Below are 14,355 nucleotides of genomic sequence, written 5' to 3'. Positions count from 1 at the left end.
CAGTGGGGATTGTGAAGACTTGAAGAGGTCGAGGTGTCCGGAAAGAAACGGTGGAGTACCCTGCAGAAGGGTGGTACAACCACCCTTCTGCAGAGAGGATCACACAGCCTGTGGCGGGTTGGCAGGATCGTAACGGCTCATAAGGAAGATGGCTTTGGTGGGGCAGGCCATCATACAAGCCCCGTCACCGATGCAGTTCTCAGGACGGACGACTTTCGCCACTCCGCCCTGAATCTCCAGCACGTTGGGTCCCAGTTTCTTGCAAAGCGAAACACAGTGAGCGCAACCCATGCAACGAATAGGATGGATTTCGGGGATGTTCCCTTTGACGAAGGTCCGTCCGAAAGCGTGGGCCAGCTCGGCCTCAATTTTCATGTTTTCCACCGTTCCACCTCCAGGGAATCCATTTTAAGCATTGTAGTTCAAAATTCCTTCTTTGTCAACACACGATACTCCCGGTGTGGCTAAACTCAAAACACTCTGCTTTGTGATGTCACTTGCGGAGGTTCAGGTGGGGCGATACGCTGCGCTCAAGAAGGAGTTTCGCCCAGAGACAAGAAACCCTCCGGCACAAGAGGCAAAAACCACATCTGGTGCGAGAGGCGGGAGTTGAACCCGCACGGGCTTTCACCCACTGGATCCTAAGTCCAGCGCGTCTTCCGTTCCGCCACTCTCGCAGAGGCAGAAAAATTATAGGGTCTCTTCCCGCTGAGCGTCAACTGCAACCTCTACCCCTCAACCTTTGCGCGAAGAATCCCCCAGAGGGCAAGAAGAGTAGCCAGGATGACAAGAACGTCTCCTGCGGCCATCACCGGAGGAAAGCCGATCCAGCCGAAAATGCTCGCAAGAGCCGTACCAACAATGAGGAACACCCCAAGAATAACCCTTACTCTCCCCGAAAGGGCCATATGGGGCATAAGGAGAGCGAGAAAGAGCGTAAGAAAAGAAAGGCAAAGGGCATGGGCATGGGCTGAGGTTTTCTGTTTCCAGGCGGCCTGGATTTCGAGGAATCGAGAGAATTCCTGAGCTTCAAGGGCAGCCCGGGCTTCTCCAAGGTAAGCGGCAAGACCAACTCCAAGGTACACTCCAAGAAGGCAAAAGAGTACAATCCAGGAAAGCGCAAAGACAAAAAGCACCTTTCGCATTCCCTATCCCCTCCTCAAACGAAGCTTTTGACTCCGCCTGAATTATACCCCAAGCCCAGGGTACAGGAAATGGTTCTCAAGCGGAGAATCCGGCAACCCTTGACATCCTCTGCTCCTCATAGTATATTTACCCTGTCCGGTGGGCCGTTAGCTCAGCAGGTAGAGCACCGGACTTTTAATCCGGGTGTCGCAGGTTCGATTCCTGCACGGCTCACCAGATTTTTCAAGGCTTCCAGCCACCTGCCCATTCCGCAAAATCCCACTTTGACAGCAACACCACTCAGTTTTCATGGCGGCTCAAGGAGAGAAACCTACGAAGCCTCTCCACTGCCCGCTCTTTGAGGCCCGCAGGATCTTGTAGGTGTCAGGGGTCAAAGAAATCGAGGCATGCCCCAGGAGTTCCTGAACCACCCTGAGATTTTCGCCAGAGGCAAGTTTCTGAGCCATCAGATAAGGGGCAGAATGAAAAAGCCCCGGGGGACCCCCCGGGGCTTTCTGGTCCCTTCCTTCACACCCGGAATACGGCCACCACCTCCTGGAGTTCCTGGGCGATTTTGCTCAGGGTCTCGACGGAAGAAGCGATCTCCTCAAGGGAAGCGCTCTGCTCCTCGGTGGATGCGGAGACCTCTTCGCTTGAAGCAGCGTTCTCCTCAGCAATGGCAGCAAGAGCGGCCACCTGCTCGGCAATGGCGGCGATGTTCTCGGTGATCGATGCCACAGCCCTGGCAATGTCCCCGGAGAAGCGGATGGCCTCGTGCTGCACCCCCTCCATGTCCCTCCGGGTCTCCTCAAGGACATCCCGAGAGGCGCTGATCCGGGCAATGGCCTCCCGGACCTTTCCGATGGCGTCGATGATGTTCTGGAGCCCCCGGACCACGTTCTGGGCCTGGGAGACACCCTCTGCCACCTCAGCGCTTGTCCGGTCCATGCGGTGCACGGCATCCTGGGTGTCCTTCTGGATTTCGGCGATGAGCTGGGCAATCTGCTGGGCAGCCTGAGCCGAGCTTTCGGCGAGTTTCCGCACCTCTTCGGCCACCACCGCAAAGCCTCTTCCTGCCTCTCCGGCTCTTGCAGCCTCAATGGCGGCATTGAGGGCGAGGAGGTTCGTCTGTTCCGCAATCCCGGTGATGACGTCCACAATCCGTCCAATCTCCTGAGAGCGGCCCTCGAGCTTGGCGATGCTCTGGCCCACCTCCTGGGAGATCCGGGCAATGCGTTCGATGTTCTCCACAAGGAGGTTCAAGGCCCCCCGGCCCTTCTCTGCCTCATCGGCAACGCTTCCACCCTCACGCACCGCCTCCTCGATGTTCTTCGTCACCTCATCAAGGGCTTCGGCGTTTCTCCCAATCCTTTCTCTGAGCGTCACCTCAAGGAGGTTGAGGTTCTTCTTCGAGAGTTCCTCGATGTTCTTCGCCTCATCACTCACCTCATGGACCCGTTCGTTGAGCTTCTGGAGCTCCTCTCCCTGGCGGTTTGCTCCATCAGCAACCTGGGCAATGGTTTTCGTAATCTCCTGGGTTGCCCGGGAGACCTCACTCACTGAGGAAGTGAGTTCTTCGCTTGAGGCGGCAAGGGTTGTGGCATGGTTCACCACGGTGCCGACGACACTCCGCCACCGCTTGACCATCCCGGCAAGCGCCCGGGCCATCACCCCAAACTCGTCTCTGCGGCGCAGGTGCGCTTCCTCGACTGAAGCGGTGAGGTCTCCCTGGGCAAGGCGCTCAAGGTGCACCACCATGCGCTTCACGGGGGCCACAAAGCCTCCGCTCAAAAAGAAAGAGAAGAGCGCCACGGCAACACCCACAACGGCAAGAAGGAGGAGGGCAAACCGTATCTGTGCCCGGACGGGGGCAAGGATTTCCTGAACGGGGAACACGCCCACAACCCGCCAGTCCTTCCAGTTGTCCCCCGAAAAGTACCGGTAGGGCTCGACTTTGGCGAAGACCCCAAATTGCTCCACATCCCGGAAGATGTATCGTACGGTCCCTCTTTCTTCCTGCAGGGGCTCGTTGAGGAACCCAAGGCCGAGTTCCTCAAGGGTCTTCCCGATAAGGGACTTATCGGGGTGGGCAACGATGTCTTTGTGCTTCGCACAGTACACATACGGGTACCCGGTCCGGGCAAGGCGAACACCATGGGAGATCTCTTCGCTGATTTTCGCGGCATCAAGGCGCAGGGTGACGACACCAATGAACGCCCCGTTCTCATCGTACACGGGAGCGGCCACGTTCACGACGTACACCCCAAGATCCCGGGAGATGTAGATATCGCTCAGGTACGGTTTCCCCGTTGCTTTGGGGACCTGGAACCACTCAAGGTCGCTTTTGTCCTCACCCACCGCTTTACCGGAGTCGGCAATCTGGATGCCCGAAGCGTCTGTCAAAGATGCAGAAAGCGTAAGGGGGTGATCCTTCACGAATGCAGCAAGGACCCGGGACTTCTCCTCAGGGGGAACCTCCGGGGAAGTGAGCGTGCGGTCTTCTGCAAGGAAAAGGGCGTACTCGATATTCCTCGAGAGGGTTGAGGCGAGCTCCTCGGCGACCCTCCCGGCGATGACTTCGGCACTCTCAAGCTCCCGCTCCATGAGGGTGTCTTCAAAACGTGTGGTGCTGAGCCATGTGAGGACAGCAAGGGGGGCAAGGGACACAAGGAGGAAGAACGCAAGGAGCCTTCCCCGCACACCAAAGGCAAGACGTGCTTTCCCTTCCGGCATAAGCAATCTCCCCTTTCTGCATACTTTTTCCCTTATCTACTATCGTCACTTCCCCCGAAACCTTTAGCCTTCCCTGTGCTACAATACCGCCATGATTGAGCGAAAAACCCTTCTTGCCGATTTCGCCCTCCTTGGGGTAACCGTCATCTGGGGAGGAACGTTTGTGACCGTGAAGCACCTCCTTGCGAGTACCCCTCCCCTGGCCATACTTTTGTGGAGGTTCCTTGTGGCTTTTGGGGTGCTTCTTGTCTTTTCCCGACCGCGGACTTTCAGGGTGCTTTTTGCGGGGACGCTCCTTGGGGGAGCGCTCTTTCTGGGGTACCTTTTCCAGACCCTGGGGCTTCTCTACGTCACCCCGGCGCGCTCGGCGTTCATCACCGGGTTCTGCACGCTCATCGTGCCGATTTTTGCCCTCGTGATCCTCCGGACACGGCCGGAGAAGACGCTTCCTGTAAGCATTGCCCTTGCGCTTTTTGGGCTTTTCCTTTTGACCAGTGGGAACGGAGAGGAGACATCACTTTCTGTGGGAGACTTCCTGACTTTCCTCGGAGCAGTAGCCTATGCGCTGCAGATTGTCCTCGTTGAGCGGTTCGCAAAAGGTAACGACGCCTTTGCCCTGGCGACCGTCGAAATGGGGGCGGTGGCGCTCTTCAGCGCGCTTTCCGGGGTTCTCTCCGGGGAAGAACACATGCTCCCCCAGGGGCTTTTCGCCTGGGGGAGCATCGTGTTCCTCGGCGTTGTGGCAACGGGAATCGCCTTCACCGTGCAGAAGGTCGCCCAGCGCTATACTTCTGCAACCCACGCAGGGATCGTGTTCGTTGCCGAGCCGGTCTTCGCCGCACTCTTCTCGTACCTTCTTTTTGGGGAACGCCTCACAGGGCGGGGTATTATCGGATGCAGCCTTATCCTTCTTGGCATCCTCACCACGCAGCTGCGCCTCAGTCCTGGTGTTCCATCTCCTCGACTTTTAGCTCAAACTCAAGACCCTCAAGACAGAGAAGGTCGATGATTTTCTGCAAAAGCGCTTGCTCCTCCGCCCGACTCAGAGGGCTTCCTTTTCGCTTGAATTCCGAAAGCACGATCTTCATGCCCTTTTTCCTCCCCGTCTGAGCTTTTTCAGAGCCTCCTCAATCCGGTCCATGGCTTTCGCAAGGTTCTCAAGGGAATTGGAGAACGAAATCCGAATATACCCTTCCCCGTAATCTCCAAAAGCCGTCCCTGGCACTGTAGCAACCCCGGCCTCCTCGAGGAGATAGCGCATCATCTCCTGGGAGGAAAGCCCAAAGGAGGTGATGTTCGGGAAAATGTAAAAGGCACCCCGGGGTTTCACAAAGGTCAAACCCTCGATTTCTTGCATGCGCTCCACAAGGAAATCTCTGCGGCGGCGGAACTCGGCAACCATCTTCCGGACGGCGTCTTCGCCGTTGAGGAGTGCTTCCACCCCCGCCATCTGGGTGAAGGTGCAGGTACAGGAGTTCGAGTTCGTCACAAGGAGCGCAAGAAGAGGAGCGAGTTCTCTGGGAAGAACGGCGTACCCCAGGCGCCATCCGGTCATGGCAAAGGTCTTCGAGAAGGCGTCAAGGAGAATAGTGCGCTCTTTCATTCCGGGAAACTGGAGGATGCTCACATGGGGCTCATCATAGATGATTTCGCTGTAAACCTCGTCGGTGAAAATGAGAAGGTCTTCCTCCTCAGCGATACGGGCGATTTCCGCCATGTCCTCACGGGTCAGAACCGACCCCGTAGGATTCCCGGGAGAGTTCAGAACGATCATTTTCGTCCTGGGAGTGACCAGGCGCCGGAGCTCCTCAACATCCACCCGGAAGTCGTTCTCCTCCCGGAGACGAAGCGGAACGGCCTTTGCGCCCACGAAATCAATGATCGAACGGTAGGCAGGGAAACCCGGGTCCGGATAGATGACCTCGTCACCCTCTTCAAGGAGCAAAAGGAAGCTCAGGAAAATCACCGGTTTTGCCCCGGGGGTGATGATAACTTCTTCCGGGGAAACATCAATACCCCGGCTCCTTTTCATGTACACACAGACCGCTTCCCTGAGCTCGTCTATCCCGGCAGAAGGGACGTAGTACGTGTGTCCCTCGCGGATGGCCTGAATCGCCCGTTCTTTCACGTTCTCCGGGGTGTCGAAGTCCGGTTCCCCGATTTCAAGATGAATGATGTCCTTCCCCTGTTTCTCAAGCCGCTTCACGAGCGCCAGAACCTCGAAAGCTCCCTCCCCCCGGAGTCGGCAAACCCGATCCGCCACGCAAGCTTTGAGATTGGCGACTTTCTTCATACCCTCTGCGATTCTCATACCCCTTCACCTGCCCTGTTGGCAATACTTTACTGGGCCTTAAGGGCTTTTGCAAGACCTTGCGGCGATTTTTCTCACCTCTGGACAAGAAGCGCAACCGTCTCAAAATACGGCGTCTGGGGGAAGAGGTCAAAGAACGCCAGCTTCATAAGGTCATACCCCCGGTCTCTGAAAAGAGCCACGTCCCGGGCAAAGGTTCCGATGTTGCAGGACACATAGACCACCTTTTTTGGAGCAAGGGAAGATACCCGCTGAACGACTTTCTTGTCAAGACCCGCCCGGGGAGGATCCACAATGACCACATCCACGCGGAAGCGTGAGGAAGCGAGGAGTTTTTCCACTCTCCCCAGGATACAGGTGAAGTTCGTCCGGCCGTTTCTTCTTGCATTCTCAAAGGCGTCTTCCACAGCTTTTGGGTTCTCTTCCACTCCCACGACCTTCTCCACTGCATCGGCCACAAAAAGGCCAATACCCCCTCCTCCACAGTAGAGGTCAAGGGCAGTCGCCACCGGACCATCGGCAAGGACGTATTCCCGAACCTTGGCGTACAGCGCTTCGCAAAGCAGAGAATTCACCTGGAAGAAACTCTCAATGGAGACCCGGAAGCTCAAGTGGCCAATGTTTTCAAAAAAGTAAGGTTCTCCCCAGAGGACGTGTTTCTCTTCAAAAATCAGCGCGCTGGCCGGGGAATTGTTGACGATATGCACAACCCCTCGCAGTTCCGGGAACATCTCCCGGAGCGTCTCCACGAGGAATGCCTTTTCCGGGAGGTCAAAGCTCCTTGTGGCAAGACCCACAAGGAGTTCACCGGTTGTGGGACTGTACCGCACAAGGAGGTTCCGCAAAACCCCCGTCTTCTGCACCGGGTCGTACCCGGGGATCCGGTGCTTCCTCCCGTATTCCCTGGTGAACTCAAGGAGTTTCTCCACAAGGTCCCGCCTCATAAGGAGACACGTCGTAAGATCCACAACGTCCCAGAAACGGTTGGCCGGACGAAGGCCGAGTACAAGCCTGCCATCTTTCTCCCCAAAAGTGAATTCCATTTTGTTTCGATACTCAAAAGCCCGGGGGGAGAGAACAAACTCCTCACAGTGAATTTTTCCCGGAGCAACTCCCCCAATGCGTTCGAGGATATTCAGGGCGTGCTTTCTTTTCAAGCGAACCTGCTCCTCGTACTGGACAAACTGCAGCTGGCATCCCCCACACCCTTCAAGGAAATGCGGACAAAGAGGAGCAACACGGGCAGGGGAAGCCCTGAGCACCTCAAGGGCCTTTCCCGTGGCGAAGTTTCGCCTGACCTTTTCGACTTCCACCCGGCAGAATTCGCCCTCAAGAACACGAGGGACAAAGACCACAAAGCCGTTTCTCTTCAGAACTCCCTGGCATTCCGGGAGTGCAAAATCAAGTACCTCACCCTCGAAAACATCGCCCTTCCGTACACTGAGCTCCTTCACCACACCGAAGCCTCCTCACTCAGCCAATCCTGTGTCTTTCCGGTATATTCTCAAGACGTCCCAGAGCGGTTTCTCCGCCGAATCACCTCGTAGAGCGCAATGCCTGTGGCTACAGAAACGTTGAGGGAAGAAACTGGTCCCTTTCCGGGAATCTGCACCGTGTAATCGCAGAGGGAACGAACAATCCTCCGGATACCCTCATGCTCCCCACCCACCACAAGGCCAACTGGAAAGGGGCCAGGGTCGATATCCCAGATGCACTGCTCCCCATCCATCTCAAGACCCACGATGATAAAGCCCTCTTCCCGAAAAGCACGCACAATTTCTGTGAAGTTGTTCACCTGGATGACTTCCGCAACCTCCAGGCCCCCTGCGGCAGCCTTCACCGCTTGAGCATCAAGCGGCGCTGAACGGGCTTTGCTCACCACAACCCCATCAACACCGAAAAAGGCAGCCGTCCGGATGATGGCTCCAAGGTTTCTCGGGTCCTCCACCCGGTCGACAAAAAGCACCAGGGCATCCCGCCGGTTCCGGGTGCTCCCAAGAAGGTCTTTCCAGGAAAGGCCTTTTTTCTCCCCACAGAGGAGAACAACTCCCTGATGGACGGCATTCCTCCCCACGAGGTCCTCCAGGACCTTGTGTTCCACCCGTTCCACAGGAACCCCAAGGCTTGCGGCAAGGCTTTCAATGCGCCGCACAAGATCCCCCTGGGTGTTCCTCGCAAGCAAAAGCTTCTCGAACACCCGGCGCCGGGCCCGAAGGGCCTCAAAGACCGGATGCCGTCCGTAAATGTACTCCGTCATGTTCCTTTTTCCTCCTGCCTGTACCAGCGGGCCCCAAGAGGAGTATCTTCAACCACATACCCCAAAGCCTTAATGCGCTCCCGCAGGGCATCGGCCTGGGCCCAGTTTCTCGCTCTCCGGGCCCTCTCGCGCTCCTCCACAAGTTCCTGGACCTCCCGATCCTCAGCCCCCACCTCCTCCCAGGGAACAATGCCGAGAATGTCCTCCACAGCATCAAGAAAAGCAGCCATTGCTCCGAGGACTTTCTCGCTCCATCGCCCCCGTGCCGGGAGAAGGTACTGGTTGCCAAAGCGCATGAAATCTCCTAAAATCCCCAGAGCCTGGGGCGTATTGAAGTCATCAGCCAGCGCCCTGAAAAAAAGCGAGGAGAATCTCTCAACTTCCCCAACGATGTCAGCTTCTCTTTCGGCCTGCCACCGCGGGTTCTCCTGAATCTTACGCCGGATGAAGGCGAAATTCCTCAGGAAGTTCTTCATCCGCTCCAGAAACTGTGCAGACGACTCAAGAAGCGCTTCGTCGATATTGATGGGGTTGCGATAGTGGGTGCCAAAGAGCGCAAGGCGCAGAGCTTTGGGGTTGTACCTTTTTGTGAGCTCCCGTACCGTGATGATGTTCCCCAGGGATTTGGACATTTTTTCGGCGTTAATGTTGACGTACCCGTTGTGGAGGAAATACCGGACGAAGGGCTTTCCTGTGGCCGCTTCGCTCTGGGCAATCTCGTTCTCATGGTGCGGGAAGATAAGGTCCACTCCTCCGGCGTGAATGTCCAGCGTCTCCCCGAGGTACTTCATGGCCATTGCCGAACACTCAATGTGCCAGCCAGGGCGACCCTTTCCCCAGGGGCTTTCCCAGAAGGGCTCACCGGGTTTTGCGCTCTTCCAGAGCACGAAGTCTGCCGGGTTCCGCTTGGCGTACCGGGCCTCCACCCGGGCACCTTCCTGGAGTTCCTCAATGCGTTTCCGGGAGAGCTTCCCGTAGTGGGGAAAGCGAGAAACGTCAAAGAGGACATCCCCGTCGACCACATAGGTGAAGCCCTTTTCTTCAAGTTTCCTGATAAGGGCAATGATTTCGGGAATGTGGTCCGTGGCCCTGGGGTGCACCGTTGCCCGCCGTACTCCCAGTGTTTCGGCGTCACGCCAGTACTCTGCGATGTACTGCTCGGCCACCTCTTTTGGGTCTTTCCCAAGTTCCTGAGCTTTCCGGATAATCTTGTCATCAATGTCGGTGAAGTTCTGCACAAAAAGCACCTCATAGCCCACCTGTTCCAGGAACCTCCGGAGGGCGTCAAAGAGCACGAAAACCCGGGCGTTCCCGATGTGGATGAGGTCGTACACTGTCGGACCACACACGTAGAAACGGACTTTCCTCTGCTCAACCGGAACGAAGACGTCTTTCTCAAGGGTCAGGGTATTGAATAGTCGAATCTCCATGGCCACTCCCTGCTCTTTGGGTGAATTTCTCAAGGCTCTCCAGCACCCTCCTTTTCCCCAGAGCCCAGAGGAGGCGGTGGAGCTCTGGCCCTTCCTCCCGCCCTATAAGGAGAACCCGCAAAGTACGGTAAAACATCCGGGGAGGAATGCCGCTTGCTTTCTGCGCCCTACGGAGTTCCTCCTGAAGGCGTGTCTCGTCCTCAAAGGTGTCCTCAGGAATCCTGGAAAGTGCCAGAGAAAGCGCGGGAAGGAGGGTTTCGTTTTCTCCTGCCAGGGTCTTCGTCTCCCCAAGGGCAAGGGAAAGAGAGGACACAAGGTCTTTCAGGGTCGAGGATTCCTCCTGAAAAAGCGCAAGGAGTCTGAGGAGGCGTTCCTCTCCAAGGATTTTCTCCCACACCTCCCACGTTGCCCCTGCAAAGGCCTGTACCCGTTCCCTCAGAACTTCCAGGGGGAGTTCCCGCAGATACATCCGGTTCATCCAGGTAAGCCTTGCGATGTCAAAAACCGCATTGCTTTTGCTTATTCTTTTAAGGTCAAAAAGCGAAACGAGTTCTTCCTGAGGGAGAATCTCTTTACCCCCGGGGAAGGAGTGTCCAAGGGTCAGGAGGTAATTGAGGAGCGCTTCTTTGAGGAAACCCTCTTCCCGGAAAAAGCGAAGGCTTGTATCTCCGTGTCTCTTGCTCAGCTTTGTCCCATTCGGGGAGAGAATGACGGGAACATGGGCGAAAAGGGGAGGGGGAAAGCCCAAAGCCTCGTACAGGAGCACCTGGTAGGGCGTATTGGGAAGGTGCTCTTCCCCCCGAAGAACATGGGTGATACGCATGAGTGCATCGTCCACCACACAGGCGAAGTTGTACGTGGGAAGACCGTCTGATCTCACGAGAACGAAGTCGGTGAGCGTATCGGTGGTGAAGCTGACCTGTCCTCGCACCAGGTCCTCGACGGTGACTGTTCTCCCCGGAGGAACGCGAAAACGCCATGAAGGCTTCCGCCCCTCCTTCTCGAGAACCCTCCGTTCCTCTGGGGTGAGGAAGAGGCAACGGCGGGAATACCGGGGTGGTCGACCTTCCTCAAGGGCCTCTTCTCGTTCCCTCTCCAGTTCTTCAGCGGTGCAGTAACAGGGGTAGACATACCCTTCTCTCTGGAGCCTCCTCAGGAACTCTTCATAAATTGCCCCTCGCTCCGATTGACGGTAAGGTCCAAAGGGCCCTCCCCTGTCGGGACCCTCGTCCCAATCCACCCCAAGCCAGGCCAGATCCCCACATATGGCCTGAACGAATTCTTCCCGCGAGCGAAGGGGGTCAGTGTCCTCAATCCGGAGCACAAACGTTCCCTTCGCTTTCCGGGCAAAGGCCCAGTTGAAGAGCGCTGTGCGTGCTCCCCCAAGGTGTAAAAATCCCGTGGGGCTTGGCGCGAAGCGGGTCCTCACCTTTTCTTCCACCGAATCACCTCGATACGGACATTGTCCACCCCTGTCTCTTCAATCCCCAAGGCTTTTGCCGCAACAAGGGAGAGATCCACCACCCGGTTCTTCCGCCAGGGACCACGATCGTTGACCTTCACTACCACACGCTTCCCGTTTCTGGGATTGGTCACAAGGAGCACACTCCCCAGGGGAAGGGTGCGGTGCGCTGCGGTGAAGGCGTATGAGCTGTAGGTCTCACCTGAGGAGGTCTTTCGCCTATCGAATTTCGAATGATAAAAAGAGGCAAGACCGGTGAACACCTTCTCTACCTCGCACGTTCCCTCGGATACCCCGTAAAAGGCCATCTGGACTTCGTTCAACCACAGGATGGCAAGGTCCAGCAGGTTGGAAGAGTTAGCGCGAGCATCTTCTCGAAAAACAGAAAAGAGCCTTTTCCCACCGCAGAACGCACTGAAAGCCCCGCTTTTCTCCCGCACAATACGAAAAGTGGGAGGACTTTTCCATGAAGCGGCGAACACCTCCTGGAGCCGCTTGAGGATGGCCTTTGCCCGCTCTTCACAGGAAGCATAAGACCCGCGAAAGCGAACACGCAAAAGCACCCGTCCATCAGCGAGGATGACGAAAACGCCCCGTTCCTCCACAAGAGAGAGCTTCGGTTGCGCCTGCACAGTCGGTGCTGCCACAAAAACCCCAAACACCACAAGAAGCAGAATTCCTACGGTTTCCCTTGCACCAGGAGACTGACGGCAAAACAGCACATTCCTTCACCCCTTCCAATGCTCCCGAGGCCCTCGTTGGTCGTGACCTTGAAACCAATCCGCTCTTTAGGCACACCCAGAATCCGGGCAAGGTTTTCCCGGATGCGGGCCACAAAGGGAGCAATTCTGGGTTTTTCGGCAACAAGCATGACATCCACGTTCCCGATGTCCCACCCTTTTTCCCGAACCCGTGCCACCACATCCTCAAGGAGCCTGATGCTCTCCGCATTCAGCCATTTCGGATCCTGAGGCGGGAAAAACTCCCCTATGTCCCCAAGACCACAGGCCCCAAGGAGACTGTCCATAAGCGCATGACACACCACATCTCCATCGGAATGGCCCAGAAGTCCCCGCTCAAAGGGGATGAGTACACCCCCAAGAACGAGCCTGCGCCCCTCAACCAGAGGATGGATATCGTATCCCAGGCCTACCCGGTATGGGACCATCGCACTCTGAAGCGGAGCATCTCCTCAGCCAGGAGAAAGTCCTGGGGAGTGGTGATTTTCAGGTTCTCCTCCGACCCCAGGACAAGGTATACCGGAACCCCAAGACGTTCCACAAGCGAGGCGTCATCGGTCCCCTGAAAACCCTCTTTCCTGGCCTGCTCAAAGGCCTGAAGGATAAGGCCCACACGAAACGCCTGAGGCGTCTGGGCTCGCCATACAGTCCTGCGGTCCAGGGTTTTCTGTACTGTCTGTCCATCGAGGGAGAGCTTCAGGGTATCCACAGAAGGAATGGCCACGCACACAGCCTCGTGTTTCCTCAACCCCTCCACACACCGCCACAGAACCTCTTCCCCCACCAGCGGCCGTACTCCATCGTGGATGAGGACGAAATCTTCAGGATGGTCCCGGTATACCTTCACTCCCTCGTACACTGAGTCCTGACGTGTGGTACCACCGAACACGTACTGCCTGACCTTGCGAAAATGGTATCTCTCGAGGATCTCCCGCTTAAAGAGTCTCTCATGCAGGGGATGAATGACCACAGTAACCTCGGCAACGGGCTCAAACCGCTCAAAAGCCTCAAGGGTATGTGCCAGAACTGGCTTCCCAAGAAGCGGAAGATACTGCTTGGGCAAAGCAGCGTTCATTCGCTCTCCAACTCCTGCTGCCACTACCACGGCGAAAAATGACGAACCCAGAGGCCTCACCCTTTCGTTTTCAGGCGGGCGAAAATCATCCGTCCCGCAGGAGTCTGCAGGACACTGGTGACAACCGTATCCACGGTGGAATTGATGTACCTTTTCCCCTCCTCCACCACCACCATCGTCCCATCGTCAAGGTAGCCCACACCCTGGTCCGCCTCTTTCCCCTCTCGAATAATCTGGACCCGGAGTTCTTCACCTGGAAGCACATAGGGCTTCAGGGCGTTGGAGAGCTCGTTAATGTTGAGGACTTCCACGCCTTCGAGCTCGGCAATTTTGTTCAGGTTGAAATCGTTGGTGATGACCCGTGCCCCCATGATTTTCGCCAGCTTAATGAGTTTGGCATCCACATCCCGGATATCGGGGAAATCCCGATCGATGATGCGGATGTTGACCTTCTTTTCCTTTCTCATTCTATTCAGGATGTCAAGACCACGCCGGCCACGGTTCCGCTTGAGAGGGTCCTGGGAATCCGCAACCTGCTGGAGTTCCCGGAGCACAAAGCGAGGGATCAGGAGTTCCCCCTCAAGAAAGCCCGTCCTGCAGATATCCGCAATTCGCCCATCCACAATGGCACTGGTGTCCAGGATTTTCCCCGTCGCTCCCTGACCCCGCAGAAACCGCACCCGGGGAAGACCGGTGAGGAGGGACACTATGTCGTCCTTTCGCAAGAGAAAAATCGCAAGACCAAGAGCCCCACAGATAATGGTCACCACAAGCGGCAGTGCCGCATTCTTAAAGGGCAAAAAGGATATCGGATAGGTGAGGAGTACTCCAATAACCAGTCCGACAATGAGCCCTCCAAGACCAACGAGGATGTCGACCGCCGAAGTCCGGGACAGCACCCCTCCCACCACAGCGAAGGCCTTTTCCAGGGGTTTCACAAACCGCATGCTGACCACCATCACCCCTAAAGCAGCAAAAAGAGCAAAGAGCGTATTCCACAGACGAGAAGACCACAGAGCAAGAAAGAAGGAAAGCATAAAGACACATCCTGCCAGCAAGGCACAGAACACCAGGGAAACCGCCTTCCCCATACCCAACACCTCCACCCCGCTTCTTGAAAAACCCACATCCCAGCATCACGAAAACCTCCGAAAAAAGACGCTCCTTCCTCCATTATACCAATTTTCCCCAGGAAGCAAGGGTCTTAAGCACCAGAGAGGGC

The 14,355-nt window shown here is 56.4% G+C and carries 13 protein-coding genes and 2 tRNA genes; 2 read left to right on the top strand and 13 right to left on the bottom strand.

Translation table 11 applies throughout. The features are described 5' to 3' along the window. Positions 1–99: 99 nt before the first annotated feature. From ACPT9Q_RS08980 to ACPT9Q_RS08970, 3 genes are all read right to left on the bottom strand, one after another. A complete protein-coding gene (locus tag ACPT9Q_RS08980; protein WP_427366756.1) occupies positions 100–375 on the bottom strand; it encodes a 4Fe-4S dicluster domain-containing protein in 276 nt (91 codons plus the stop codon). A gap of 216 nt (positions 376–591) precedes the next feature. After that, a tRNA-Leu gene (locus tag ACPT9Q_RS08975) sits at positions 592–677 on the bottom strand. Positions 678–728: 51 nt separating this feature from the next. Then, complete coding sequence (locus tag ACPT9Q_RS08970) at positions 729–1,145, bottom strand: hypothetical protein (RefSeq protein WP_427365614.1); 417 nt, start codon at positions 1,143–1,145, stop codon at positions 729–731. Between the two features lie 141 nt (positions 1,146–1,286). On the opposite strand from ACPT9Q_RS08970, the gene ACPT9Q_RS08965 reads away from it, so the two are divergent. Then, a tRNA-Lys gene (locus ACPT9Q_RS08965) sits at positions 1,287–1,362 on the top strand. Positions 1,363–1,653: 291 nt separating this feature from the next. On the opposite strand, the gene ACPT9Q_RS08960 is transcribed toward ACPT9Q_RS08965, so the two are convergent. Further along, positions 1,654–3,858 carry a methyl-accepting chemotaxis protein gene (locus ACPT9Q_RS08960; RefSeq protein ID WP_427365613.1) on the bottom strand — a complete coding sequence of 735 codons (2,205 nt, stop codon included), beginning with the start codon at positions 3,856–3,858 and terminating at the stop codon, positions 1,654–1,656. Positions 3,859–3,949: 91 nt separating this feature from the next. Between ACPT9Q_RS08960 and ACPT9Q_RS08955 the strand changes: the two genes are divergently transcribed. Continuing rightward, complete coding sequence (locus tag ACPT9Q_RS08955) at positions 3,950–4,867, top strand: DMT family transporter (RefSeq protein WP_427365612.1); 918 nt, start codon at positions 3,950–3,952, stop codon at positions 4,865–4,867. A gap of 75 nt (positions 4,868–4,942) precedes the next feature. Here ACPT9Q_RS08955 and ACPT9Q_RS08950 read toward each other — a convergent pair whose 3' ends face one another. The 9 genes from ACPT9Q_RS08950 to ACPT9Q_RS08910 all read right to left on the bottom strand — a co-directional run bounded on the left by ACPT9Q_RS08950 (position 4,943) and on the right by ACPT9Q_RS08910 (position 14,224). Further along, complete coding sequence (locus tag ACPT9Q_RS08950; RefSeq protein ID WP_427365611.1) at positions 4,943–6,169, bottom strand: pyridoxal phosphate-dependent aminotransferase; 1,227 nt, start codon at positions 6,167–6,169, stop codon at positions 4,943–4,945. Positions 6,170–6,243: 74 nt separating this feature from the next. Next, positions 6,244–7,623, bottom strand: a complete 1,380-nt coding sequence (gene rlmD / locus ACPT9Q_RS08945) for a 23S rRNA (uracil(1939)-C(5))-methyltransferase RlmD (protein WP_427365610.1) — start codon at positions 7,621–7,623, stop codon at positions 6,244–6,246. Between the two features lie 50 nt (positions 7,624–7,673). Then, positions 7,674–8,426, bottom strand: coding sequence for a 23S rRNA (guanosine(2251)-2'-O)-methyltransferase RlmB (rlmB, locus tag ACPT9Q_RS08940; RefSeq protein WP_427365609.1), 753 nt, complete (start codon positions 8,424–8,426; stop codon positions 7,674–7,676). Continuing rightward, positions 8,423–9,856 carry a cysteine--tRNA ligase gene (gene cysS, locus ACPT9Q_RS08935; protein WP_017872886.1) on the bottom strand — a complete coding sequence of 478 codons (1,434 nt, stop codon included), beginning with the start codon at positions 9,854–9,856 and terminating at the stop codon, positions 8,423–8,425. The genes rlmB and cysS overlap by 4 nt, the downstream gene beginning before the upstream one ends. Next, positions 9,822–11,285 carry a glutamate--tRNA ligase gene (gene gltX / locus ACPT9Q_RS08930; protein ID WP_427365608.1) on the bottom strand — a complete coding sequence of 488 codons (1,464 nt, stop codon included), beginning with the start codon at positions 11,283–11,285 and terminating at the stop codon, positions 9,822–9,824. The genes cysS and gltX overlap by 35 nt, the downstream gene beginning before the upstream one ends. Next, positions 11,282–12,040 carry a septal ring lytic transglycosylase RlpA family protein gene (locus tag ACPT9Q_RS08925; RefSeq protein ID WP_017872888.1) on the bottom strand — a complete coding sequence of 253 codons (759 nt, stop codon included), beginning with the start codon at positions 12,038–12,040 and terminating at the stop codon, positions 11,282–11,284. Before ACPT9Q_RS08925 ends, gltX begins: the two co-directional genes overlap by 4 nt. Then, positions 11,998–12,486 (bottom strand): 2-C-methyl-D-erythritol 2,4-cyclodiphosphate synthase, encoded by a 489-nt coding sequence (ispF, locus tag ACPT9Q_RS08920; protein WP_427365607.1) that lies wholly within the window; start codon positions 12,484–12,486, stop codon positions 11,998–12,000. The genes ACPT9Q_RS08925 and ispF overlap by 43 nt, the downstream gene beginning before the upstream one ends. After that, entirely contained in the window at positions 12,468–13,193 is a 726-nt protein-coding gene (gene ispD, locus ACPT9Q_RS08915) for a 2-C-methyl-D-erythritol 4-phosphate cytidylyltransferase (protein ID WP_026137258.1), read from the bottom strand. Before ispD ends, ispF begins: the two co-directional genes overlap by 19 nt. Then, on the bottom strand, positions 13,190–14,224 hold the full coding sequence (locus tag ACPT9Q_RS08910; RefSeq protein ID WP_017872891.1) for a PIN domain-containing protein: 1,035 nt from the start codon (positions 14,222–14,224) through the stop codon (positions 13,190–13,192). Before ACPT9Q_RS08910 ends, ispD begins: the two co-directional genes overlap by 4 nt. Positions 14,225–14,355 lie beyond the last annotated feature (131 nt).

It is taken from the genome of Candidatus Caldatribacterium saccharofermentans, assembly GCF_050267035.1.
Lineage (GTDB): Bacteria > Atribacterota > Atribacteria > Atribacterales > Caldatribacteriaceae > Caldatribacterium > Caldatribacterium saccharofermentans.
The sequence above is the reverse complement of the archived record's forward strand: the minus strand, read 5'-3'. Positions and strand labels throughout refer to the sequence as shown.

Coding starts and splice junctions, on each gene's coding strand:
- ACPT9Q_RS08950 (WP_427365611.1), bottom strand. CDS start 6,169: ATGAGAATCGCAGAGGGTATGAAGAAAGTCGCCAATCTCAAAGCTTGC.
- rlmB (WP_427365609.1), bottom strand. CDS start 8,426: ATGACGGAGTACATTTACGGACGGCATCCGGTCTTTGAGGCCCTTCGG.
- ACPT9Q_RS08960 (WP_427365613.1), bottom strand. CDS start 3,858: ATGCCGGAAGGGAAAGCACGTCTTGCCTTTGGTGTGCGGGGAAGGCTC.
- ACPT9Q_RS08910 (WP_017872891.1), bottom strand. CDS start 14,224: ATGGGGAAGGCGGTTTCCCTGGTGTTCTGTGCCTTGCTGGCAGGATGT.
- ACPT9Q_RS08970 (WP_427365614.1), bottom strand. CDS start 1,145: ATGCGAAAGGTGCTTTTTGTCTTTGCGCTTTCCTGGATTGTACTCTTT.
- ispF (WP_427365607.1), bottom strand. CDS start 12,486: ATGGTCCCATACCGGGTAGGCCTGGGATACGATATCCATCCTCTGGTT.
- ACPT9Q_RS08980 (WP_427366756.1), bottom strand. CDS start 375: ATGAAAATTGAGGCCGAGCTGGCCCACGCTTTCGGACGGACCTTCGTC.
- cysS (WP_017872886.1), bottom strand. CDS start 9,856: ATGGAGATTCGACTATTCAATACCCTGACCCTTGAGAAAGACGTCTTC.
- ACPT9Q_RS08955 (WP_427365612.1), top strand. CDS start 3,950: ATGATTGAGCGAAAAACCCTTCTTGCCGATTTCGCCCTCCTTGGGGTA.